This window comes from Paenibacillus sp. P36 (assembly GCF_045866505.1).
GTDB classification, from domain to species: Bacteria; Bacillota; Bacilli; order Paenibacillales; family NBRC-103111; genus Paenibacillus_E; species Paenibacillus_E chondroitinus.
Genome location: NZ_AP038372.1, coordinates 7,026,165 through 7,050,979 on the forward strand (window position 1 = coordinate 7,026,165; position 24,815 = coordinate 7,050,979).

The window sequence follows — 24,815 nt, forward strand, 5'->3', positions numbered from 1 at the left end:
AGTCTAATTTGTTAGTTGATTAAAATAGTGCGTTCCCTGACATTTTGGCTAATCGATTCGCCACAAGGACAAGGATCAGACTAATCACAGAATCGAACAATCCCATGGCCGTCGTTACACTAAATTCGCCTTGTTGAATACCCATTTCATAAATAAAGGTGGGCACGACATCCGTCATATTTTTCACAACAGGATTCTGCAGAACGAAAATACGATCAAATCCAACTTCCATAATTTTTCCCGTTGCTAAGATAAACGTTAGGACAATGGTTGGGTACAAACTAGGAAGGGTAACTTTCGTAATCTGCTTCCACTTATTAGCGCCATCGACAACCGCCGCCTCGTAATACGTAGGATCTATGCTCGAAAGCGCTGCCAGATAGATGATGGCATTAAAACCTGCATCCTTCCAAATTCCGCTTCCCAGGAAGATGGTCATCCATGCGGTGTGATTAAACAAAAACTGAATGGGTTCCCCGCCAAAATATGCAATAATAAAATTAATTGGACCATTTTTAACAGAGAAAACGTTAATAATAATACCACCTACGATGACCCATGAGAAAAAGTGAGGCAAATAAAGAACCGTTTGTGAGGCTTTTTTGAACCATTTCATTCTTATCTCATTGAGCAGAATAGCCAATACGATTGGAAATGGGAATGAAACAAGGACGGATAATAGACTTATCACTAACGTATTTCTGATAATTTCAAGCGTATGCGGCTGTGCAAATATCATCTTGAAATTTCGAAGCCCTACCCAATCACTTCCGATAATGCCGTCCATAAATCGATAATCCTTAAAGGCAATCACCGTGCCAAACATGGGCACATAGCTAAAGATTATAAAAAACAATAGTGGCAGAGACAACATGGTGTACAAGGGTACGTTTTCTTTTATTCTGATTCTCCTGTGTAGTTTCTCACTATTTGTCATTCGGTTTCCTCCTGAAGCTGCTTCACAATGTCATTTGATGTTTTTATTGTAGGGCATTCATGCATCAAGAAAAATGTAATAATCTCGTCTCTTTTATGTAATATGTTCGTAAATGGTATTCCCGACAAAAAAAAGAGCCAGCTAGGCTCTGTCTTTTTTTAGTTATTTACACGTCACACGCTTAGCAAGTTGTGCAGGAGAAACCAACCCGGAGGTCATTGGTGTGAGGTGGACTTGGAAGTGAAAATCCTCCGCCTTCAACACATACTGCGGAAGAACACCAGGACCACAGCTGGCACTGCCGATGCCGTTCTGCGCTAGATCGAGATGCAAGAAGATGCGGTCACGTTCCTTTAAATCAAACGTATGCTTCGCTTTCTCTAGGTCTTCACTGGTATAGCGACGAGCTGTGAATTCGAACTGCGGCGAACCTGTCGCCAACAGACCAACTCCTTGTTCATTCGTCATTGCGAGCCAGCGTGTATCCGAGCGGTTGCCATTTTCCTGCGGTACGATGTATTCGGTGAACAGCTCGCGTACAGTTCGTCGATAGATTCCAAACTTCGCGGCTTGCTTCGAATCCGCATACGTTTCACCGGGGCCGCGGCCGTACCACTCCGCCTGCTCATAATCGTTCGGCAGCGCCATACGAAGTCCGATGCGTGGAAGCGTCTCTGGAGCGCCGCTGCCCTCGATCGATCCGTTTACGGAGATCGCCACGTCCCCATTGGCAAAAATCGTATACGTGTACAACGTGTCTACCGACCATTTTAGGATCGGTGGCGCAACACGTACTTTGCAGGTAATCGTGACAACCGTTGAGCTGTCATTTTGATTCCAGTCCACACTCATGACGCGGTGCTGCAGCCAGTGCAGCCCACTCTTCTTCCACACGACCGTCGCGCGTTGGTCATTGTCGATGTAGGTCCTCCAGTCGCCGATGGGTCGCATATCATTGTCCGTGGGAGCCCGCCATAGATCTAGCCTCGGTCCTTCCTCCAACAGGCGGAATCCTGCATGTCTCCAGTTAGCAATAACGCCATAAACACAATCAAACTGAAGTTCAAAATCACTTCCCTGTACGTCCAACATCACACCGTTCTTAGTAACAGATAATGGCGCGTAGTCAGACAATTCAACGGTATGATTAAGCTCCGACTTGTTGGGAAGTTCAAACTGAGCCCACGCAACCTCAAAACCAGCTTTAGCCCAAGCTGTATCCGCAGCAAGTAAAATGCTGACATTCAACCAGTAATCGGTTGCAGGCTGCAATCGCTCCGGCAGCGTATAGTTGATGTTCACGTTGCCCTTACAGCCCGGCGCAATCTCGGGCAGTTCTCCTTTACCCGAACATACAACTTCGCCGTCGACCACGACATCCCATACCAATTGTAGATGCGCCAAATTCACGAAATCGTATCGATTCGTCAGCATAACCTTCCCAGCCTGCAAGTCCATCGCTTCGATGATAACGGGTTCCATCACTTTCTTGAGTTCAAGCAGGCCTGCAGAAGGCACACGGTCTGGGTTAACAAGACCATCAATGACAAAATTCATATCGTTCGGAGTTTCTTCAAAATCTCCTCCATAGGCGAAAAATTCCCTACCGTCAGCTGTCCGCTGCCGGATGCCTTGATCAACCCATTCCCACACGAAGCCACCCTGTAACCGCTTGTAGGTATAGAAGACATCCCAATATTCCTTCAAGCCGCCCGGCCCATTGCCCATGGCATGCGCATATTCGCATACAATATGAGGTTTATCCAGACCTTCACGCGCGCCAAGCTCGTGAAGCTGCCAAATCCTGTTGTACATCGTGCTGTAGACGTCTGCACTCACGGCTTCTCTATCTTCCGCATAGTGCACCAGACGTGTTGGATCGTGCTCCTTGGCCCAGTTGTACATCGCTACGTGATTACAACCGTAGTATGACTCATTGCCCAGTGACCAGAGGATAATGGAAGGATGATTTTTGTCCCGCTCCATCATCCGTTCGATTCGATCCAGATAAGCCGCTTCCCACTCAGGGTCATCACTTAATTGATTCGAATTGTCTGTCCGATGGAAGCCGTGACACTCCAAATCGGCTTCATCAATAACGTATAGTCCGTATTCGTCACACAAATCATAGAAGCGTGGATCGTTTGGATAATGGGAGGTACGGACCGCGTTAATATTGTGCTGCTTCATCAGAAGTACATCTTGTAGCATCGAATCAAAAGGTATGGTTCGCCCAAGGTCTGGATGATGATCATGTCGATTGACCCCCTTGAACTTAATTGGCTTCCCATTTACTAATAGTAAGCCGCCACTCAATTCAACACACCGGAATCCAACGCGTGCGGACGAAATCTGTGTAGTTTCACCAGTAACTCGGATCAATAGCTTGTATAAGTATGGATCTTCCGCAGTCCATTTCCTAGGATTAACGATAGGAAGCTTATACACAGTCTCTTGCTCCTGCTTCAGCAAACCGCCTGTTACGACTCCCTCTGCATAGCCGCCTTCTACTGCTTTCCCGTCCGCATCAAGTAGTTGGAGCTCGATACGAACAGCTTCTTTGGCTTCGTTTCTACTTCGCAACTTCAATTTAACTTCAAGAGAGGCATCGCAATATTCGCTGTCAAGTATCGTACGAATAGAATAATCGTATAAGTGTGTCTGTGGTGCAGCTGTCATATACACGTCGCGGAAAATACCACTTAGCCACCACATATCCTGATCCTCAATATAAGAGCCGTCCGACCACTGCATGACACGAACCGCAAGAACGTTCGTCCCCTCGTGAATGATGTCCGTGATATCGAACTGCGAAGGCATACGGCTGCCCTTACTGAAGCCAACTTCCTTGCCGTTTACCCAAACGAAGAAAGCACTGTCCACGCCTTCAAAATGTAGCGTAATCTGCTGTCCGCTCCAGCCAGCCGGTACTGCAAATTCTCGGCGGTAGGAGCCTGTTGGATTTTCGGTCGGCACTAGCGGCGGGATAACCGGGAACGGATACACAACGTTCGTATAATGCGGTTTGCCATAGCCGTGCATCTGCCAACAAGATGGTACTGTAAGATCATCCCAGTCGCTCGCATCGAACTCTTCTAGGTGGAAGCTCGAAGGAGCATGTGCAGGTGTCGGAGCGTAATGAAATTTCCAATTTCCATTTAACGGCGCATAATAAGGAGATAACTCCCGTTCATTACATAAAGCACTCTCATCATCTGCGAACGGTATGAATGCAGTTCTTGCTGGCAGCCGATTCCGCTGCATCAGTTTGTGATTTTCCCAATCGTTCCTCATATTCAGTACTCCCATCTAAGTTGAACTATTTGGTTTCAAAGACTTAATATCTCTTCAATTTCCCTCAACTCTTCCTGACTAAAATCCAGATTATTTAAAGCAGCAACGTTATCTTCGATCTGACTTACTCTACTTGCTCCTATTAGAGCCGATGTGACACTTCCTTCTCTAAGCACCCAAGCGATGACCATTTGAGAGAGGCTTTGATCACGTTCTTGCGCAATAGCGTTCAAGCGTATGATCTTAACCATGACCTCTTCCGTGATAGCATTGACACTTAAAGCTCGACTTGCGCTTGCAGCCCTTGAATCGGCAGGAATTCCGGTGAGATATCGACTGGTCAACAATCCCTTTGCCAAAGGTGAAAAGGCTATGGAACCCATGCCTTCCTCTTTCAGTACATTCTGCAGCTCGTTTTCTATCCATCGATCAAACATATTGTACTTGGGTTGGTGAATCAAACAAGGTGTACCCAGTTCCTTCAAAATGCTAGCAGCCTGTTTGGTCTGATCCGCGTTGTAATTAGAGATACCTACATACAAGGCTTTTCCCTGTCTTACTGCCAAATCAAGCGCACGCATCGTTTCTTCCATAGGTGTCTCTGGATCACATCTGTGAGAGTAGAAAATATCAACATAATCAAGTCCCATTCGCTTAAGACTTTGGTCAAGACTGGTTATCATATGTTTCTTCGAGCCACCGTCTCCATATGGGCCTTCCCACATTAGATGGCCTGCTTTAGTTGATAGGATCAACTCATCCCGGTAAGGTTTGAAGTCAGCTTTATATAAGCTGCCGAAATTCTCTTCGGCAGATCCTGGAGGCGGTCCGTAATTATTTGCTAAGTCAAAGTGGGTAATGCCTAGATCGAATGCACGGCGCAGCATTTCACGTTGGGTCTCTAGGGCATTTACACCGCCATAATTTTGCCAAAGTCCGAGGGAAATAGCAGGCAATTTGAGGCCTGAGTTCCCACACCTTGTATACTTCATGTTGGAATATCGTTCATTTTTAGGTACATAATACATACAATAACCCCCCCATTTGGGGTAGGGAACTCTTTGTCCTAAGACGAAGAGTTCCCTATCCCATTTCTTATTCCGTTTATAAGACAAATTCATTCTATGGTATACTTTCATCAATAAAAATGTACTAATCTCGTATCTTTTATGTCATATATTCGTAATTTAAATAAGGTGCAGGCAAAAAACGATCAACCGCTCTTCACCCACACCCAACACATCACTACATGTCTATTTCACTCCATAATCTTCCATTTTTGATTATCTCCGCCATTATCTGTCCACTGGGTAAGCTGAGCTCCATCTGCCGTCGTCCCACCACTATCCAATGCTTTACCGCTCTTACGATTAATGAGTTTCGAGTATCCATCTCCAACGTCAACGATCTGCCATTGTTGATTGGTTCCTCCGTTATCTGTCCATTGAGCGACTAGAGCTCCATTGGTTGTTAAACCGCCAGTCACTTCCAGAACTTTTCCACTTTTGAGGTTGATGATCTTATAATACCCGCCGCCAACATCGACAAGCTGCCACCGTTGATTCTTGCCACCACTATAATCCCATTGCGATATTTTTGCTCCATCCGTTGTAGAACCACCGAAAACTTCAACAGCTTTACTTGAATCTACGTTCATAATCTTCTTAGTAGTAGGATTGGTGTTAAAAGTAATATTCGAAGTGTTCGCACCGATATCAATTAGCCCCTGGGAAGCATTCGTGATTAAGTTACCATTCATTTTTAAATCGGTGATGCTTACATTGGAAACTTTGCTAGAACTGTCGTAACCTTGGATAAAGGAATGAAAATTTCTGGTATCCTCAAAGCTAACGCGAGTCAGTTCTATATTGCTGACGGGGCCAACCTCGCTACCACTATATTTGGCCGTCCAGACAAGGAGTGGAGATGTTCTAAATTGACCACTGGTTCCATTATTAAAAATCCTTTCCGTACGGATGTCGATAAAATGAATATCATCCCATACACCATTTCCTTGGTCATGATCCACACTGACGCCACGATACCCCTGAATCACGTCAATATTGATAAACCAAACATCGCTAATCGATGCATTTCCTTGCATACCTACCTTCGTACCTGCAGATTCGGTAAAAGCAACCGAATTCTTGTATACAACATCGGTCATTGGTTCTTCCGTTGATGCTTTCGCATCAAATACGTCATCACCGGTATAGGCGAAGCATTGATCCACAACTGCATGGGAAGTATTAACAAGATCGAAGCCATCACCATGAATCCAGTTGACGTTATTGATAATCTTCACATTATTGATTTTGACATTCGTAGCGTCCTGAATTCTAAAATTCCATGTTGTTCCATCTCTTAGTGTGATACCCTCGAAGGTCAGGTTATCTGGCTTTGTACCCGATGCGTCTTTGTAAGAATGGATGATATATTCTCGATTCGGTCCACTATCGCCCGTTGTAAGTGTAGTCCCGTTTGAATCAATCATCCCTCTTCCTTTAATAGCTACATTAGATGCCCCTACGATACGGATGTTCGCATTGGTAAAAATGGTGTTAGTGAAATCATAATCATTTACATCTGATGACCCGCGAAGGATGGCACCAGCAGCTAAATAGAGTGTGACGTTACTTTTAAGTTCAATTTGGGAAAATTTATAAATACCGGCTGGGAAATAAACGGTTCCGCCTCCGGAACGAGCATTCGCATCATTGATGGCTTGTTGGATTTTGGACGTCATTAAATTGCCGCCTGTGTTATCTACGCCTGCGTAATCCATCATGCTTTTCACGCTGCTTCCATTAGGCGTTGGCGCATCTGTTTCCACAGGATCAGCCATGATCACAAGATTCTCCAGGTTGTTGATCTTGATCACTAAGTACCGCGATCCAGCTTGGGGAAGTGTGAAAGTTAAATCCTTTCCGCTTACCGTTGCCTCGATGCCGTAGCTATGAGGACTAATATTATAGGAAGTGATATTTTCCGAAGCGGTTACTTTAAATGTGCCAGTTCCGGAATAAGACAACTGAGCAAAGGAATAATCAAACTGTCTGGCAACCCTGATCGTAGTCGAATCAACCTTCAACGTGTAGGCCGAGCTTGTACCGAAGTGAGAAGGATAAGTCACGACGTTAGCCGCCGCCGATGCAGGCTGAGACATATTAACAGTGAAGCCAAACATTAGAGCAACAACCAAGATAACCTTCGCTAACAAATTTCCGATTCGGCTTTTACTAAAATACATGATTACTTCGCCTCCAGATGATGCTAGATGTATTCGTTCATCTTTAAAAATAAGTGTGGTGTGGTCTACTGCGCAAATAACTGGAACTTCTGATTGTCTCCGCCATTATCTGTCCACTGAGTGAGTTGCGCTCCGTCATCTATCGACCCACTGCTATCTAATGCTTTACCGCTCTTGCGATTAATAAGTTTAGAGTATCCATTGCCTACATCAACGATCTGCCATTGTTGATTGGTTCCGCCGTTATCTGTCCATTGAGCGACTAGAGCTCCATTGGCTGTAGATCCGCCAGTCACTTCTAGAACTTTTCCACTTTTAACGTTTTTAATTTTATAGTAACCACCGCCAGCATCGACAAGCTCCCACCGTTGATTAGTTCCAGCATGATAATTCCATTGCACGATCTTTGTACCGTCCGTCGTACCACCACCGAAAACTTCCACAGTTTTACCTGAGTTTGCGTTGGTAATCTTGTAATTCGTGACCGCCGTGTTAAACGTAATGTTAGTTGTGTTTGGCCCCATATCAATGATCCCCTGTGTAGGGTTTGTGATCATGGTACCGTTCATCTTCAAATTCGTGAAGTTTACATTGGAAACCTTACTTGTGCTGTCATAACCTTGGATGAAGGAGTGGAAATTACCGAGATCCTCATAGGTAATACGAGTCAATTCTACATTGCTGATAGGGCCAACCTCCGTTTTATACTTGGCCGTCCAGATGAGAAGCGGAGCCGTCCTATATTGGCCGGAAGTTCCATTATTAAATATCTTTTCCGTCCGGATATCGATAAAATGAATATCGTCCCATACCCCATTGCCTTCGTCATGACTCAAACTAATGCCCCTATAGCCTAAGATCACGTCGATATTAATAAACCAGAGATCCGTCAACGAGGCATTGCCTGCAACCCCTGCCTTCGTACCTGCAGATTCCGTATAGGCAACCGAATTTTTGTAAACGACATCCGTCATTGGTTCTTCTGTCGATGATTTCGCATCGAATACGTCATCCCCTGTATAAGCAAAGCATTGATCCACGACAGCGTGGGACGTATTGACGAGATCGAAGCCGTCTCCATGGATCCAGTGGACATTATTAATAATCTTTACATTCGTGATAGTCACGTTCGTCGATTCCTCAATATTCATGTTCCAGGTTGTTCCATCTCTGAGGGTAATACCTTCGAACGTGAGACCACTCGGCTTTGTTCCCGACGAATTCTTATAAGAACGGATGATATTTTCACGGTTCGGTCCACTATCGCCTGTTGTAAGCGAGGTTCCATTGGAGTCAATCATCCCTCTTCCTTTGATTGCTACATTCGATGCCCCTACGATACGGATGTTAGCCTGTTTAAAATTAGTGTCAGTGAAATCGTAATCGCTTAACGTCGTTGACCCGCGAAGTATCGCACCTGCTGCTAAGTAGAGCGTGACATTACTTTTGAGCTCAACCTGAGAGAATTTATAGATACCAGCTGGAAAATACACCGTACCTCCGCCAGTACGGGCATTGGCATCATTGATAGCCTGTTGAATTTTGGACGTCATGAGATTGCCGCCCGTATTGTCTATGCCTGAATAATCCATGATGTTTTTCACGCTGCCGCCATTGGGTACTGGGGCCCCGGTTTCCACGGGATCTGCCATGATCACAAGGTTCTCCAAGTTATTAATCTTGATGACTAAGTACCGCGATCCAGCTTGGGGAAGTGTGAACGTTAGATCCTTGCCGCTTACACTTGCGGTAATGCCGTAACTATGAGGACTGATATTGTAGGAAGTAATATCATCTTTGGCTGTTACTTTGAATGTCGCCGTACCGTTATACGATAACTGAGCAAAGGAATAATCGAACTGCCTAGCAACCCTGATCGTAGTCGAATCAACCATCAAAGAGTAGGCCGAGCTTGTACCGAAGTAAGAAGGATAAGTCACGACGGTAGCAGCCGATGCAGGCTGAGCCATTGTAAATGTGAAACTGAAAATGAGGGCAGCAGCAACAATCATTTTCGTGAGCAAATATCCAATTCGCCAATTCTTGATTTTACTAACACGCATTCTTATTTCGCCTCCAGTTTACTTGTAGTTGCGTTCATTCATCACGTACACGCTAAGCTGCGAATCTGTCATCCATGATGGTTAACAGAAACCACCTCCTTCTACAAAGTAAGCGCTTGCAAACAACTCTATTTTATGTCCAATTTTTACGAATAAAAAGGGAATAATATCGTTTCTTTTATGCACAAAATTCGGTGATCGTAGGGCATATAAAAAAGAGAGCCCGCAATGTATGCGTGGCCCTCTTTGATCTAAGACAAAGAAACAACCTTTTTCGAATCCTGCGATTCGAAAGCAGCTAGAATAACCGCGAGCGACTTCAATCCTTCTTCACCGGAAATACTTGGTGGAGTATTCGTTACGATGCTTTCCACGAAAGCATCCATGATACCGCTAGACACTTGCTTCTCATTCGTCGCCATCGCGCCAACCTGATACTTCTGGGCGGTGCCGTCACGAAGTTGCACAATCACTTGATCAACCGGATGCGTTCCGATGTGCATAGCGCCATTCTCGCACCACAATATGGTGCTATTATCGCCGCCTTTATAATACGTCCAGCTGGCAACCAACGTGCCGATTATTCCACTCTTCATACGCAAAACGCAGGTCGCGTTATCGTCTACATCGGTTCCTGCTTTGTGCAGCGTGCTGACGAAGGCAGCAACTTCCGCCACTTCGTCGTCAAGCAGCCAACGAATCAAATCGGATTTGTGCACACCGAGGTCGCCCATCGCACCCATGATCGCATCTTCCTTGCGGAAGAACCAACTGTCGCGACCATCGATACTCCAACCTTCAGGTCCCCCATGACCGAAGGACGTACGGAAGGAAAGGACTTTACCCATTTTACCTGATTGTAAAATTTCCTTAGCCTTTTGATGAGGCGGCATCAGACGTTGGTTTTGACCCACCATCAAAAACACACCGTTCTTTCTTGCCGCTTCAATCATAGACAAAGCATCGACTTCGTTTGTTGCCATCGGCTTTTCCACAAGCACATGTGCTCCTGCATTCGCTGCGGCAATTGCATAGGGAGCGTGAAGCACGTTCGGCGTACATACGCTAACGGCATCCGGCTTTTCCACCTTCAGCATTTCTTCATAGCTTGTGTAGGCTCTACCGCCGTGCTCTTGTGCATAGCCTTCGGCTCTCTCTAGAATCAGATCGCAAAAGCCTACCAATTCAACGTTCGGATTCGCTGCATATTCTGGAATATGTCTCTTCTTGGCAATGGACCCGCAGCCCACAACCGCTACTTTAATTTTGCTCATGTCTGGTTCGACTCCTTAAATGTGTTTATTTTCAATTAAAATTTGGATAAATAGTTTTGTTTCAACCAGTTGTAGCTGGTAGCAACACTTTCAAGCGGAGGGTTCGCGCAACGATCCTGCTCAACAACAATCCATTCTACACCAGCGTCTGAGCCGGCTTGGATGACAGATGGCAAATCGATTTCCCCTTCACCCAATTCAACCGTGTTGATTTGCCCGTTCACTTCCCCTTTGAAGTCTTTCAGATGAAGCAGCGGAAGGCGGCCTGCATAATTCGCAATATATTGCAGTGCGTCCAAACCCGCGAATTGAATCCAGCCTGCATCCAGCTCCACTTGCAGAGCCGCTGGCGTAGCGGATGCATACATGGCATCGAATACGTATTGATCGTTTATTTTCATCTCAAATTCAAATGCATGATTGTGGTAAGCGAATTGAAGCCCTTTCTCCTTCACCTGCTGCCCTGCTTCCGCAAAATAAGTGAACAAGCTTTGCCATGCTTCAGGTGTTTGACGATCCTCCGCAGCAATATGCGGACAAATGAGATAAGACGCATCAATCGCAAGCAAATATTCGATTTCTTTATTCAAATCGGCCTTCATTTTGGCAAGGCTAACATGTGCACCGATTGCTTTTAAGTTCAATTCTTGCAGCAGATCCTTCAACTTTTCCGCAGACATGCCACCATAACCAGCAAATTCCACTCCTTCATAGCCGAGTTCAGCCACCCGCCGAAGTGTACCGGTAAAATCCTTAGCCAAATCCTCTCGCACAGTAAACAACTGCAAACCGATACCCATTCTTCTCATCACATGTGTCCCTTTACCGTTAGATCTGATGCCTGGATGCCTACAATGATTCGTGTATCCAAGTTATTCGTAACGACATCTCCACACAAGTTTAGATCGTTAAACGTAACATTAGTTACATCATTCGTATCACTTGAGCCATACATATGTATGGGGTTAAACGCCTCTTTTTCAAAATAAGCGCTATCAATATAAACATTCTTTACTGGTGCTGTACCCGCTTCTATTTCTACAGGAATACTTTTCCCCATGGAGGTAAATACGTAGTTTTCCACCCTTGTATTTACAAAATGAATATCACTCATCAACTGCTTCCCTGAGGTTGCTTCTACCACAATGCCTCGTCGTGCCTGAACGACGTCGTTATCTTCAAACCAGACGTCATACATGGGACTGTGTGATTGCAAACCCGCTTTGAGACCCGCACAAGATGAGAATACAATATTGTTTTTGAACCGAATATTATACATGGCATAGTCAGTTATCGTTGATTTTGCACAAAGAGCATCATCCACGGTCATGACAAAGTTCTTTTCTGCTAACGCGTTCCTAGTTCCGCATAAATCGATACCATCATTCATAATTTTATACTGCTCGGCATTTTTGTGATTAATAATCTTAACATGTCTTACCGTAAATCCTTCGCCACCTTGAATACCATTAATCGTCCACGTGGTTGAGTCCTTGATGATAATGCCCTCTATCGTAACATGATCGGAAAAGTTACCTACGATGACGTTTCTTCTGTATCCGAGATAGGTCGAAGATGTACGATCCTTATCCATAATCGCTATACCACTTGCGTCCAGCGTGCCTCGTCCTATTATTTTGGCATTAGGTGCATGGTCTATCCGGATCATGGGATCAATAAATACTTTACCTTCCCTACTAGTCGTATAATTATAAAGGGTTCTATCCGGATTTGACTTGATGACGGCCCCGCCTTGAAGATACAAGGTGACATTGCTCTTGATATATAGAATATCCTTTACTTTATATACACCAACAGGAACATAAACGATTCCCCCACCTGCTGCAGAGGCATCATCAATAGCCTTCTGTATAAGATGGGTAACATCGCTCGTCCAGGTGTTGTCTGCCTGATAAGGTGCATTAATAATATTATAGATACCTGTCCCCGAAGATGAGGGAGCGTTGCTTTCCAAAGGGTCCCCCATAACAACCAGCTTCTCCAAATCATTGATCTGTATGACCAAATAGGATGGCTTGGTCGAGCTACTGTCGAGTCTGAAAGTCAGTTGATTCCCACTTACTTTTCCAGTAATCCCCATGCTGTGTGGGCTTATATCATAACTTGTGATTGGCTGGCTTGCTGTGACAGTTAGTGTGCATATCCCCGAATAGGAAAAATGAGCATAATGATAGTCCAAAAAATGTTCAACAATGACAGCATTCAGGTCTACATGTAACTGAAAATCCGAGCTTGTTGTCGTATAAGTTGGCTTCAAGTAAGTAATCATAGCAGCAACACCTCTCCATTATTGTTATATGTTGCTAGACATGCGACTTAATAATTCGTTGCACATTCTCTCACTTGGCGGATGAGGTCAGGAAGATTCAGCAATACATCACCATCGTACCAACCTTTCCACTTCCCTTTCTCCGCATGCATACGGATAATTGATGCCTGTTGAAGTTCCGCTGCTGCCTCCAAGATTCGGCCACGTACGTTCTTTTCCCTTGTAGATTCGTCAAGTGCAATCTCCGCCGCAACAGATAAATGATGGACCGTCCGATATAAAGCGCGGATAAGAGATAGCTGGACGATCAGGTTGGTCGTAAAGAACTCTCTACGCTCCTCGTCCATTTCCTGTAAAGCCTGATGAGCCGTGTCCAAAGCAATGTCCCACTTCGGAAGGGCATCCCCAGTGGCATTTTTATAATAGCTTATGAAATCCGCTGTTTGCTCGAAAGCCAACAGGGTTTTGTTCTGGATCTCGTCTTTGGTAAACGATTGACCATTCAGGATAGCAACCAGCTTAATCGTCAACCTGCGGCACATGCCGTCCATTAGGAGCATACGACCAGGATATCCCTGGTTGTCTAATGCGTGAAACGCGCCGAAATAAGCTTGATAAGCGAGCTCAGCTGCCTGTCCGCCTTGATGACCGTAATGTTCGACAGACCAATCTTGCAAGTACGCTTCTGGTTGGTAATTCCCAAAATTCCATCCGATAGCAGCCGTATATTGGGTCCCAAGCAGCATTTCTCTGAGGTTCGTTACATTGACTACAAGGTAATCTGTATTTCCTTGTTGAACAGCTGCTTGCAGATTGTAATAAATTTTCTGCGGTGAAGTCCCCTGGACCTGATGGGGTCCGCAACTCCAGAAGGCGACATGATAATAAATGCCGTATGGCCTATCCAGCTCCCGTTTCACTTCATAGAAGCTGTCACCTAACATCTGAGTTGGCCCGAAATCCGCATGGATAATGATCGTTTCTTTCGGGAAGGATAGATGTCCTCCCTTCAGAAGCTCCATACCTTCCATCCACAAGGTGGCTGTAGAGGCGAAGTCGTTGTGACCTAGCGCTTCGGCGATAATCTCGTGTTGCTTGGCAATGGCACCAGCGATTAACTGACCTCTTCCACTTGCTGTTTCCGGCGCATAGGGATCATCTGCCCACACGGGCTTATCACCCATGCCACGAAGACCAAGTTGCCAAACCACATTGTCATATCGCGCCCAACGGCATGCATAAAGCCGCCAAACCTCCTCATACTTTTCGGGATTTTTCTTATAAGATAGGGGCTCAGCGTCTCCCCTTTCTTGCCAATAGTGTCGGACCCTTTTGGGAAATACCCCTAACGGCTCAATATGATGTTGGGAAATTAGTAGTCCACGCTCCGACACCCGCCTGACCAAATCCTCATCGGATGGATCGAGGATATCCAACAAGGAGCATGGGATCAGCAGATTTTGTTTGAGCCGAAGTGCAGTCTCCATAATTGGTTCCAAAGCATTCGCATAACCCGCATGCTTGGTGAAGGCATTATTCTGAAAGTCTTGATCGAATTTTCCAGTCCATCCTAGTAATAAATCCTCATCATTGATGAACCAGCCTCGATAACGGAACGTTGTAGGTCCATCCGTCAACGAAATGTTGCCCAAATCAAGACTTTCCTTGCGGGCAGGTGTATGGCCTGTCCACAGATACAAGGGATTCACACCCAAAACGACTCGACTAAATTCGTAAATACCATAGATCGCTCCTCTGGTATCACTGCCAGCTATTATGAGATGTCGCCCTTCTTCCCCTAAACTCTTGACGAAGTAATGCTCCGTTTTTCCATCGATATCACTTATATCTATCTTTTTCTTCTTTAAGAAATCTGAAAAAGCAGAATTACTTAAGCTTCCTACAAGAATGGAAAAGCCTACTACATCCGAAAGGTACTTTCGGCAATCTGCCTGAATATCCATCACATGGCTCAAATCACGGATTAGATCTTGCAGTGCTAACCCAATGCCTTTATGTTCCTGAGCGTCTATCCTGATTTCCACTGTTTCTTTTGCTTGTAAAAACAATATGATACACCTCTCTGCTTCTCTTGCTATCATTTCACACTTGGCTACAGCCTTTTTTCAAAATTAGTATGATTACTATATCGCATAAGTTCATCAAGAAAAATGTACTGACTCCGTTTCTTTTATGTAATATTTTCGTTTGTGCGTTCACTAAACTCCCGCCAGACATATCAAAAAGCAGTACGATTTATTTTTAAATCGACTGCTCTTCTTAATTATTATGAAGCAATTTACAACATCCTCCTTCTCCATAGCGCAAAAGCGATCCAAATAACAATAACTAAGGCTATTACTAGTGTAATAATCCATGAGAAGGGATCTTTATCAGCAATGGGTAAGGTAACATTCATACCAAAGAAACTAAATACAAGTGTAGGCAGAGTTAAAAAAACTGTAAATAACGTAAGAGTTTTCATTGTCTTATTTAATTCATTTGATATTAGTGAAGAATACGACCCCGTTATGCTGTTCAAAATTCTTGTATATAATTCTGTGGTTTCGATTGCTTGATTATTTTCAATTTTTAGATCTTCAAGAAGATCTTTGTCATCCTCATATAAGGTTAAGGATTTGGTACGAAAAAGTTTGGTTATAACATCCGCATTAGCCTTTAAAGAAGTGAGAAAATAAACTAAGCTTTTTTCAATCTCCATTAGGTCATAGAGCTGCTTGTTTGTTAATGAATCACGTAAATGACTCTCTATTTTAAGACGCTGTTTGTTGAGCAGTTTCAATTTTTCGATATACAGAGTTGAAAATGACAATAATATCTCTAGTGCAAAACGATTCCTCATAGAGGTGTTAACGTTTTTCTTGATCATATTTTCTAAAGAGTTACTCGATTGGTTACAAATCGTAACGATGTAGTCCTTTCCTACGATTATTCCAATAGGAATTGTAATATAAGACTCAAATGGATGATTATTAACATCTATAATTGGAAAATCATTGATAATTAGTGTGCAATCCGCCTCTTCATCATATTGAATCCGTGCACTTTCTTCTAAATCTAACGGATCTTCTAAAAATTCAATTGGGATATTGCATAGCTCAGATATCTCTATAAGATCTTCCTTTAATGGGGCAATAATGTTTATCCAACAATCTTTTTCGAAGTGCGCTATCTTTTCCAGAATTCCATCTCTAGAGGATTTGTAAGTAATCAACATCAGTTATCCTCCTTTCTTAGGTACTCTAGGAAAGCTCAATAGTCCGGGCCATAAAGCCCGGACTCAGACTTTCACTAATCTTTCGTTGGAATCACTGGTACCAATAGAAAAGAATCATACTTTCCACCTGTATAAATTGAATGAGTCCCTTTATTCACTGTTTCCGTGTGCCCATAACCTCTTGAAACTGCACCTGCTGGGAGATCTTCGATAATGATCTCGCTGCCTTTTATGACTAGCACCAGACTTTCACCACTTGATAGGAAAATACTCGCAGGCAATATCTCAATTTCTACCGGCACAATCTCGCCTTTATTTACTTTCAATAATCTCTTATGCTTCAGTACCGGTTGATAAGGCGTAGATCTCTCAGTATCCAACTCTCTATGGGAAACCCTCAGCCAACCACTCGACACCTGACCGTTTTCAAGATGGTTAAAATCAGGCAGGTACACTTCATTGCCGCGTTTGTCGTACTTCTTAATGCCGACAAAAATATCCATATCATCCGTGTCGTCGGTTGAGACCCAGAGTTTGAGCTTCATATTGCCGGTTAGCTCGATGTCCCTGTCAGCGGTAAATGTAAACTTTACCTTATTATTTTCTGTTTGACCGGGCTCGGCATTGTAGGCAAGTTTGGTTTCGTTCTGAACAGGCGTCTGTTGCAGAAGCGTAGCTTCGCCATTCAGATAAAGTTCGGTATATTGAGTTTTGGCTATTGGCCATTCATTCGCGCTGCGAATATGTCCCTTATAGAATTTCTCTCTGACCTCGTAGCGTACCCGAGGCGTTTCCCTCCAATCATTCTCAATGCCTTTCAGGAAGTAATCGAAGAACTCCTTCTGCAATTCCAACGATTCACGCAGATAGTAGGTTTCCCACTCCTTGCGGCCATGGACTACCAGCCACTTGTCTTCGGATGAAGCTTGTTTAAAACCTTCAAAGGTGCCGCGGGAATGCAGGCCATGAGTCGACCAGCTGGCGCAGACCAACATAGGTACCTTTATATCAGACAATTTGACCTGTCTTTCTTCCCAGTGCTCATCGAATAATGGATGTTCTTTTTGCGCCGCTACCATTCCTTCTATGTTGTTATTTGGCCAACGGGTATGTTGTAACTTCTCGAACTCAGCTGAGAAAACCGTTTCCGGTATTCCACCGTGAAAGTACCATTCCCGGTACAAATCAGAAGTCCCTTCCCACGGGATGATCGCCTTCAGATGTGGCGGATTCATAGCGGTCACCCGCCATTGGGTCATGGCCAGATAGGACACCCCATTTAGTCCCACATTGCCATCGCTCCACTCCTGAACGCCTGCCCATTCGATGACTTCATAATAATCTTCCGTTTCCGTTTTCGTCCAAGGATAGAGGTCACCTTCCGAATTTGAACTACCCCGCGTTGCGATTTTAATCAATACATAATCGTTTGGCACCCAAAAACCGGGATCAGGTGACTCAAATGGCGCAAAAAGAGAGGTAACGATAGTACCTACCGTCGGCCAGACTTGACGAAAAATATCATACGGGGGTAAGCCATCTTTATTATAAGGATCCATACTCATTACTGCTGGGAACTTCCCGGGCTTATCTGGACGGAATACATTGACGTAGATTGTGATTCCATCCCGCATTTTGATCGGAACATCTCTCTCCATGATCATCTCTTGATTTCCATAATGCGCAGTAGTCATGACTATTTTGTTCAAGCCTGGTTTTGTGTCATTGGGGTGTGTCGGTTTCAGATCAGGTCTTCCTAAGAATTTGTTCATTTAACATTACTTCCTTTCACTTCAAAGATTACTACAATCCGTATGCTTTCATTTAAAACAGTATCCCCAACTTTGCATATTTGAATGTCGAGTTTTGCATAGCGTATATCTTCGTTAAAAAGTTGCCTGTCACCCTCCTAGATGTTAAATTATAACGAACAACGTGTTGTTTATTACACTTCAAATTATAAAATTGCTATAGACTCTGTTCAATAATTAAAAATGGCAAATGTGTTGGTTACGGAACACCTTTAATAAATGTGTTGGTTAAAATTAAGGAGGAATTCACTTGCGCAATAGTAACCCTGATTTACGTGTCATTCGGACCAAAGAATCCATTCGTGACGCACTCGTAGAATTAATAGATGAAAATGGTTTTGATGCTATAACGGTTAAAGACATTACAACAAGGGCGAGAATTAATAGAGGCACATTCTATGCACACTATCAAGATAAATTTGATTTAATGACAAAATGCGAGGAAGAAATTATGCTTGATCTGTCTAAACTTACAAAACAAAACTATCCGAGTGTTATTGCCGCCCTTGAAATTGACTCTCAGACTTTGACACCATTTTCCTTTACAGTTTCATTGTTTGAGTATTTACATATACATAGTGGATTTATGAAGGCTGTTTTAGGTCCAAGAGGGGATTTATCATTTCAAACAAGATTAAAAAAATTCATGTGGGAAACACTTTATGGAAATAATCCTAATGCATTTGTAAAAGAAGAAAATCTCCTTGTTCCAGAACGATATTTAGCTTCTTATATGGGATCTGCAATAATTGGGGTAATTCAACAATGGTTGGAAAGCGGTGGGAAAGAGTCTCCTCAAGAAATGGCTCGTATCTTAACGACCATGTCGGTTAATGGTCCCTTCTTTGCAGCTGGTTTAAAAAAATAATTTTCAATGGATATTGGACATTCCCTTAGGAAAAACTGATACTGTTCCTGAATTTTAATAACACTTAACGAAAATCGAGTAGGCCCATGCGCAATTGCATGGGCCTATCACAGATCCCGGACGTGCGGGTCACCGCATCCGACTCCCCCAGTGTTATTCCCCTTGGGGATGAAGTTCTTTGTAAATGGGTAACTCTTTGTTATCCCACCCTCGTCCTCGCATTTCACGGTGAAGTTTTCTCACTTCCAACTGCGTAGTTGTACAGAGCTCAGTCGTCATCTTATCCAGGCATCTAAGTCTCGAAATCCATTCCTTACCAGTTCTCTTCGGAAGCCATTGGTGGTATTTGGACATTCCCTTTTCTTGCAAAGTAATCCTACTTCGTCAGCCAACATGGTTTGCCGCCTGTTCTGGGTTATGCCTGAGCATCCTCCTCACCTATCCTCACGGACTAAGCACTATGCGTTAGCTATGTACTTCCGCCACCTTGCAATGTACTGGAGACTTTCACTCCTTAGTCGATTGCGCTGCCAAGCGCACATGAAGCCCGCTCCAGCCTTCGTAAAGGCTGGGCTAGGGCTTTAAAACCAAAGACTTGCTTATTTTAGGGTATCCAGGAGGCTCTTAAACTCCGGATTAGTCTCTAGAACGTGAAGTACAATAGTTAACGCTTCGGCACGGGAAGCCTGCTTAGCTGGAAGAAACATACCATTCCCTACCCCGTTGATGATGCCGGCTGCCGCCGCTTGCCCGATCTGCTCCTTATTCCATGTGTTATCCAGATCCGAGAAGCTGGAGGACGCAGCATTAACGCTGTCCAGGTTAATGATCTTGGAAATCATTGCAATAATCTCCGCACGACTGATTTCCCGATCAGGCAGGAATGTGCCGTTCTCATAGCCGGAAATTATACCTTTTTGCTCCAGAGCGCTAATGGAGGTTTCGGCCCAGTGACCGGAAATATCACTTAAGGAGCTTCCGGCAGCCTTGCCTGCAAGGCCAAATACCTTGGCAAGAACCGTAGCGAACTCCGCACGGGTGATACTTCCATCCGGGTGGAAGCTGCCGTCCTGATATCCCGTAACCAATCCTAACTTCACAAACATACCAATTGTGGAGTCAGCCCAATGAGAGGAAGTATCCGTAAATTCCAACGGAGCCGGAATAGACTTGGCTTTCTCAACCTTTTGTGCGAAGCTGGTTAGCAAACTGGCAATATCAACGACATTGTCCATGAATTGCACTCCCGGCTGAACGGGTTCTGGTGTTGGTGTTGGTGTTGGTGTTGGTGTTGGTGTTGGTGTTGGTGTTGGTGTTGGTGTTGGTGTTGGTGTTGGTGTTGGTGTTGGTGTTGGTGTTGGTGTTCCTGCTCCTGCTCCTGCTCCTGTTCCTGTCCCTGGATCTGGATCTGTTCCTGGATCTGCTGGTGTTCCACCTTTTCCAGCAAGTGCTTCTACTGCTGCTTGAATTGCTGCTGTTGCTTCAGACACTTCCTGTTGTGTAGCATTATCCTTTGCAGCTACATCTTTTCCTGCATTCAATTGAGTTACTAATGCTGCCCAGCTGTCTGCTGTATAGTCTGCTTCTTTTAATCCTTCTACATAGGCTATTGCTTCATTCAGTACCGTTTTATCAACAACTTCTGGATCTACAGCTACAAGTGCTTCTACTGCTGCTTGAATTGCTGCTGTTGCTTCAGCCACTTCTTGCTGTGTAGCATTCTCCTTTGTAGCTACATCTTTTCCTGCATTCAATTGAGTTACTAATGCCGCCCAGCTGTCTGCTGTGTAGTCTGCTTCTTTTAATCCTTCTACATATGCTATTGCTTCATTCAGCTCCGTCTTATTATCAACTCCTGGTTCCAAGGTGTCAATTGCTATCGGTACCTTCACATCATTGTAAGTAAAATCGCTGATTTTGATATCAATTGCTGTTTGTCCCCCGCCGGAACCTGCATAGAAACCTACAGATAGATTTGCACTTGCTGCCAAATTTGCATTTGTAGTAGTTCGGGGTGTTCCTTTGTCCGAAATGGCTGTCCAATTTTCACCATCATAGCTATAGGAACAAATAAATGTATTTCCGACTTTTTGAATTTTAACGTAAACGTCCTTATTATAATCTTCATCTGCGTTGTAATATTCAGAGGTAGCTCCTGAGGTGGTTGACATGACGCCCAACGCCTGAGGGTGACTTCCCATGATGCCACTGTGATAACGCCGTCCTGCTGCTACCGATAAGCTATTCGGATTCGCTTTATTAAAGACTGTGATAAATCCACCTTGATAATTGGCCTTAAGACCACCGGAAATCTTAGCTGTGATAGTAAAATCTTTATCGCCTTCCGGTACGTCCATAGCGAACATATTTTTCCAGTTATTAGCACCAAGTACTCCCGTTTCTGTTGAAATTGTTGCAGAATCGGCATTATTGATAATAACATTTTCATTCCGATTAAGGATTGTCCATTTATTACTATCAAGAACATACCTTGGAGGTGTAACTGTTACTTTAATTTCAGCTTTTACAGTTTTGTTGTAAGCAGAAGCCACCGTTACTGTCGTCTTACCTTCAGCAACGCCTCTAATTACACCGTTCTGATTTACAGTTGCGATGGATTCGTCTCCAACACTCCATATTACATCTTTAAATTCTGCTTTTCCTGGACTGAGTGTAACTCCAACCGGATTAGATAAATAACCTTTTTCTACTGTCACTTCTGTCGGATTGGCAACGATTGAAGTGATGCTATCCAACTCTGCTGTTGGAACTGCACGTAAGGCATATCCGCCGCCGTAAAGTACATTGATGTCTAATACGGTTTCGTTTGTAACATTCGGGATAATTTTCATATCCACGTCTTGTCTGCCGTTTTCTGTGTAAAGCAAAACTGTATACGTTTTACCTGCGTCAAGGGATTTTAATGGAACTTTCATCGTTCTTGGATTCACACTGATTCCAGAAACATACCAGTTCGTTCCGGCTTTTCTAGCTATACTCAGATACTGGCCAATCTCACCGTCAAGTAAATCTGTTTTATCCCATTTTTTGGGGTAATTTTTATAGTAAGACATTCCTTCCGGAATACTTCTATAAACATCCGGCGCAGAACCCATACTATGAATTCCGTCTTCAATCAACGCTGTCAATGCGAACTGGAATCCCATAGTCGTCTTGTTATAATCCTTAGATCTAATTTCTTCCGTAACCTCTGCTGGTCCAATTGCTGCTCGGATAAACGGAATCATGGTGTACTGTTCCGCAGTAATACCTCCTGCTTCCTGTCCACGGATGGCTTCATGTCCATATACGTTTGGATAAGTACGAATTTCACCAGTTGGTTTATTTGCACCATGTGCAAGAACCATGAGCTTGTACTTCGCTGCATCTCTATATAGATCATCATAAAGCTGCATATTAGCCTGACCTTCCCCATCAAAGAAATCCGGCTTAATGCCTACGATACCTTGTTCAGACCATTCTTTGAAGTGCTTGTCGCGTTCTGCCTGTGTATCAATATCGCTTACATGTACCCAAGCCCACAATCTAACTCCTTTTTCTTTTGCTAACGCTTTTACTTGCGGCCACCAGTCACGCACACCAGTCACGTTTCCACGACCGCCCAGAGCCCAGCCTTCATCAAGGATATAATAATCCCATCCGATTTCAGCTCCAAAGTTAATCCAGTTTATATGTGTTTCAGCTTTCGACTGATCACTGATGCCACTTCCCCAGTTAGCTACCCATGACCAGGAAGATAAACCTGGATCTACCCATGATTCATAGTCATATTTTGCGTAATCTGCTGGGGTGCTCAGGTTTTCAATCATTGTATTTTCGACAATGTCTTTGGGAGTACCTGTGATTGCTGCTCTCCATGGAGATTTAAAAGGCGTCGTTGTCACTACAGCCTTCGTCCCTTGTGTCTTAGAGAATGAAACATCTAACATTCCGTTTTCTTTTACTGTAAACATAGAACCCGTGTAAGTTCCGTTGAGGTCTGCTTCTGAGAATAGCGTCCAGACACCATTTTTTCCATATAAGAATGGTATGGAGGGAGTAGAGCCCGCTGCTAATCCTTCAGTTGTCGTTTTTGTATACTGACCTTCATAGTTCCATGTAGCTGAAGTATAGTTCATCCAATATACATCTGCTTCTTTTGGAAGCTGTAAGCCTGAAACTTCATCACTGATTTTAATCTCTTTTGCCCCGTCTGTGCGGACAGCATATCTGTATGCCGAACCATCATCATAGGCACGGATTATCAAATCAAATTCAACAGAATTATCATTTTTCCTTGCAAATGTAAGCGTCTGTTCCTTATAGTGATTTGTATATTCGTCACTCTTACCAGAAAGCACCTTATAGCTTTCGTTGATTTCTTTCACTTCTGAAACTTTTCTTACTACAAGGCCACTCGAAAAGTCACCTAAGCTGGTTACTAAACCAAGTGGTGATGTATCAATATTTTGTACACCATTCTTTTTTGCAGTATATTGAAGAACGCCACCTGTGATCATTTCTACCGTCATCTTGGTATTGCCATCTGGAGATGAAAGTTCCCATGATTCTTCTGTCTCAATATCTCCAACTTGAATGGCCAGCGCAGCTGTTTTTGTCACTTCGCCCAATGTTGCTTTGGCAGTAATGACTACATTGCCGTTATGTACACCCGTAACAACACCGTCTTGACTAACCGTTGCCACATCTTCATCACTGCTTGTGTAGACGACCGAATTAAATTCTGTGATTTCATTTCCATCATAATCTGCACCTGTCACATTAAGCGTTTGTTTATGTGCAGCACCTACACCCATTCCTGCTTCACCAGAAAGCACAACGGATTTTAATGCCTTTGAATTTATAGCGAAGGGCACCGGTTCACCACCGATTCTCAGATCAGAGAACGTAATGTTTGTAGGTGTATTCCCGCCACCGTTTGCTGCAGCAATTCCCAAATAAATCTTCTCAGGATCAATGAGCGCATTGCCCTTATCTATGAATTCATAATTTTTGCCGCCAGTGGTATCAATAATCTGATTCCAATCTGCTTTGTTGTCACTGTACGCCGCTGCATAGAAACCAGTGATTCTTCCGTTCTGCTTCTGAAGTTTCAGATAGAACTCATTGCCGATGCTTGCAGCACCTTCATAATACTCGCCAGGCGTACCACCATTCTGCATAACGCCCATGAGCATGTTTGTTCCATATGTTCCAGCAAGAAATCCATGAAATCTGCGGACCACACCAACGGCATTCGCACGGTTTTTTCCGCTTGCGATCATCAGTTGAGCCCCCTGATAGTTTGCCGTAAAATTCCCATTTACTTTTACAGTAAAATCATAGTCCGTCTGGTTTGGAAGCTGATAGTAAAGAATGTTTTTCATTCCCCCTGCATCATTAATTGCTCCACCTTCCGTTGTGATCGTAACACTTCCATTCGCATTAACAACAAGCTTTCCTGCTGTCGGATTTTCTACTTCCCATGCACTATCCAGCACCATGCTTGCTGGTCCCGCAGCTGGCTGCACCGCCGCAAGTCCCATGTTTACCCCATTCGGGTCAGATACATAAGTAGCTTCAGACACCGATGAAATTTCTGGTATCGTGACGTTGTTTTCATCAGAATTATATTGGTCTTGTTTAAATAGGGGTTGTTCAGAATTGGCATAAGCGGCATTCGGCAATCCAAATGGCAGACTGACAATAAGCAAGCTCATAATTAAGAATAGTTTTACCGCAATTTTCGGTGTAGAACGTCTTTTTTGCAATGTTACTCCTCCTCTTTTT

General features: G+C 43.9%; 13 protein-coding genes. 1 reads left to right on the forward strand and 12 read right to left on the reverse strand.

The window, feature by feature from the left end:
* Window positions 1-19: 19 nt before the first annotated feature.
* The 11 genes from ACKTT9_RS30895 to ACKTT9_RS30945 all read right to left on the reverse strand — a co-directional run bounded on the left by ACKTT9_RS30895 (window position 20) and on the right by ACKTT9_RS30945 (window position 18,118).
* Window positions 20-937 (reverse strand): ABC transporter permease, encoded by a 918-nt coding sequence (locus ACKTT9_RS30895; RefSeq protein WP_407869013.1) that lies wholly within the window; start codon window positions 935-937, stop codon window positions 20-22.
* Window positions 938-1,099: 162 nt separating this feature from the next.
* Window positions 1,100-4,231: a glycoside hydrolase family 2 TIM barrel-domain containing protein gene (locus ACKTT9_RS30900; RefSeq protein WP_407869014.1), complete on the reverse strand. Its 3,132-nt coding sequence runs from the start codon at window positions 4,229-4,231 to the stop codon at window positions 1,100-1,102.
* Window positions 4,232-4,266: 35 nt separating this feature from the next.
* The gene (gene mgrA / locus ACKTT9_RS30905) at window positions 4,267-5,259 is read right to left on the reverse strand and encodes an L-glyceraldehyde 3-phosphate reductase (RefSeq protein WP_407869015.1); all 993 of its coding nucleotides are present in this window, start codon (window positions 5,257-5,259) and stop codon (window positions 4,267-4,269) included.
* A 230-nt stretch (window positions 5,260-5,489) separates the two neighbouring features.
* Window positions 5,490-7,481, reverse strand: a complete 1,992-nt coding sequence (locus ACKTT9_RS30910; RefSeq protein WP_407869016.1) for an RICIN domain-containing protein — start codon at window positions 7,479-7,481, stop codon at window positions 5,490-5,492.
* A 65-nt stretch (window positions 7,482-7,546) separates the two neighbouring features.
* Entirely contained in the window at window positions 7,547-9,544 is a 1,998-nt protein-coding gene (locus ACKTT9_RS30915) for an RICIN domain-containing protein (protein ID WP_407869017.1), read from the reverse strand.
* Between the two features lie 251 nt (window positions 9,545-9,795).
* Window positions 9,796-10,818: a Gfo/Idh/MocA family protein gene (locus ACKTT9_RS30920; protein WP_407869018.1), complete on the reverse strand. Its 1,023-nt coding sequence runs from the start codon at window positions 10,816-10,818 to the stop codon at window positions 9,796-9,798.
* A gap of 35 nt (window positions 10,819-10,853) precedes the next feature.
* Complete coding sequence (locus tag ACKTT9_RS30925) at window positions 10,854-11,627, reverse strand: sugar phosphate isomerase/epimerase family protein (RefSeq protein WP_407869019.1); 774 nt, start codon at window positions 11,625-11,627, stop codon at window positions 10,854-10,856.
* Window positions 11,627-13,108, reverse strand: coding sequence for a glycosyl hydrolase family 28 protein (locus ACKTT9_RS30930; RefSeq protein ID WP_407869020.1), 1,482 nt, complete (start codon window positions 13,106-13,108; stop codon window positions 11,627-11,629). The genes ACKTT9_RS30925 and ACKTT9_RS30930 overlap by 1 nt, the downstream gene beginning before the upstream one ends.
* A 47-nt stretch (window positions 13,109-13,155) precedes the next feature.
* Window positions 13,156-15,177, reverse strand: a complete 2,022-nt coding sequence (locus ACKTT9_RS30935; RefSeq protein ID WP_407869021.1) for a glycosyl hydrolase 115 family protein — start codon at window positions 15,175-15,177, stop codon at window positions 13,156-13,158.
* A 230-nt stretch (window positions 15,178-15,407) separates the two neighbouring features.
* Window positions 15,408-16,346, reverse strand: coding sequence for a magnesium transporter CorA family protein (locus ACKTT9_RS30940; RefSeq protein WP_407869022.1), 939 nt, complete (start codon window positions 16,344-16,346; stop codon window positions 15,408-15,410).
* A gap of 74 nt (window positions 16,347-16,420) precedes the next feature.
* A complete protein-coding gene (locus ACKTT9_RS30945) occupies window positions 16,421-18,118 on the reverse strand; it encodes a CocE/NonD family hydrolase (protein ID WP_407869023.1) in 1,698 nt (565 codons plus the stop codon).
* A 289-nt stretch (window positions 18,119-18,407) separates the two neighbouring features.
* Between ACKTT9_RS30945 and ACKTT9_RS30950 the strand changes: the two genes are divergently transcribed.
* Window positions 18,408-19,025: a TetR/AcrR family transcriptional regulator gene (locus ACKTT9_RS30950; RefSeq protein ID WP_407869024.1), complete on the forward strand. Its 618-nt coding sequence runs from the start codon at window positions 18,408-18,410 to the stop codon at window positions 19,023-19,025.
* Window positions 19,026-19,624: 599 nt separating this feature from the next.
* Here the strand turns inward: ACKTT9_RS30950 and ACKTT9_RS30955 are convergent.
* Window positions 19,625-24,796, reverse strand: a complete 5,172-nt coding sequence (locus ACKTT9_RS30955) for a glycoside hydrolase family 97 N-terminal domain-containing protein (protein ID WP_407869025.1) — start codon at window positions 24,794-24,796, stop codon at window positions 19,625-19,627.
* Window positions 24,797-24,815: the final 19 nt, after the last annotated feature.

Coding starts and splice junctions, on each gene's coding strand:
- ACKTT9_RS30925 (WP_407869019.1), bottom strand. CDS start 11,627: ATGAGAAGAATGGGTATCGGTTTGCAGTTGTTTACTGTGCGAGAGGAT.
- ACKTT9_RS30945 (WP_407869023.1), bottom strand. CDS start 18,118: ATGAACAAATTCTTAGGAAGACCTGATCTGAAACCGACACACCCCAAT.
- ACKTT9_RS30910 (WP_407869016.1), bottom strand. CDS start 7,481: ATGTATTTTAGTAAAAGCCGAATCGGAAATTTGTTAGCGAAGGTTATC.
- ACKTT9_RS30920 (WP_407869018.1), bottom strand. CDS start 10,818: ATGAGCAAAATTAAAGTAGCGGTTGTGGGCTGCGGGTCCATTGCCAAG.
- ACKTT9_RS30900 (WP_407869014.1), bottom strand. CDS start 4,231: ATGAGGAACGATTGGGAAAATCACAAACTGATGCAGCGGAATCGGCTG.
- mgrA (WP_407869015.1), bottom strand. CDS start 5,259: ATGTATTATGTACCTAAAAATGAACGATATTCCAACATGAAGTATACA.
- ACKTT9_RS30930 (WP_407869020.1), bottom strand. CDS start 13,108: ATGATTACTTACTTGAAGCCAACTTATACGACAACAAGCTCGGATTTT.
- ACKTT9_RS30940 (WP_407869022.1), bottom strand. CDS start 16,346: ATGTTGATTACTTACAAATCCTCTAGAGATGGAATTCTGGAAAAGATA.
- ACKTT9_RS30915 (WP_407869017.1), bottom strand. CDS start 9,544: ATGCGTGTTAGTAAAATCAAGAATTGGCGAATTGGATATTTGCTCACG.
- ACKTT9_RS30895 (WP_407869013.1), bottom strand. CDS start 937: ATGACAAATAGTGAGAAACTACACAGGAGAATCAGAATAAAAGAAAAC.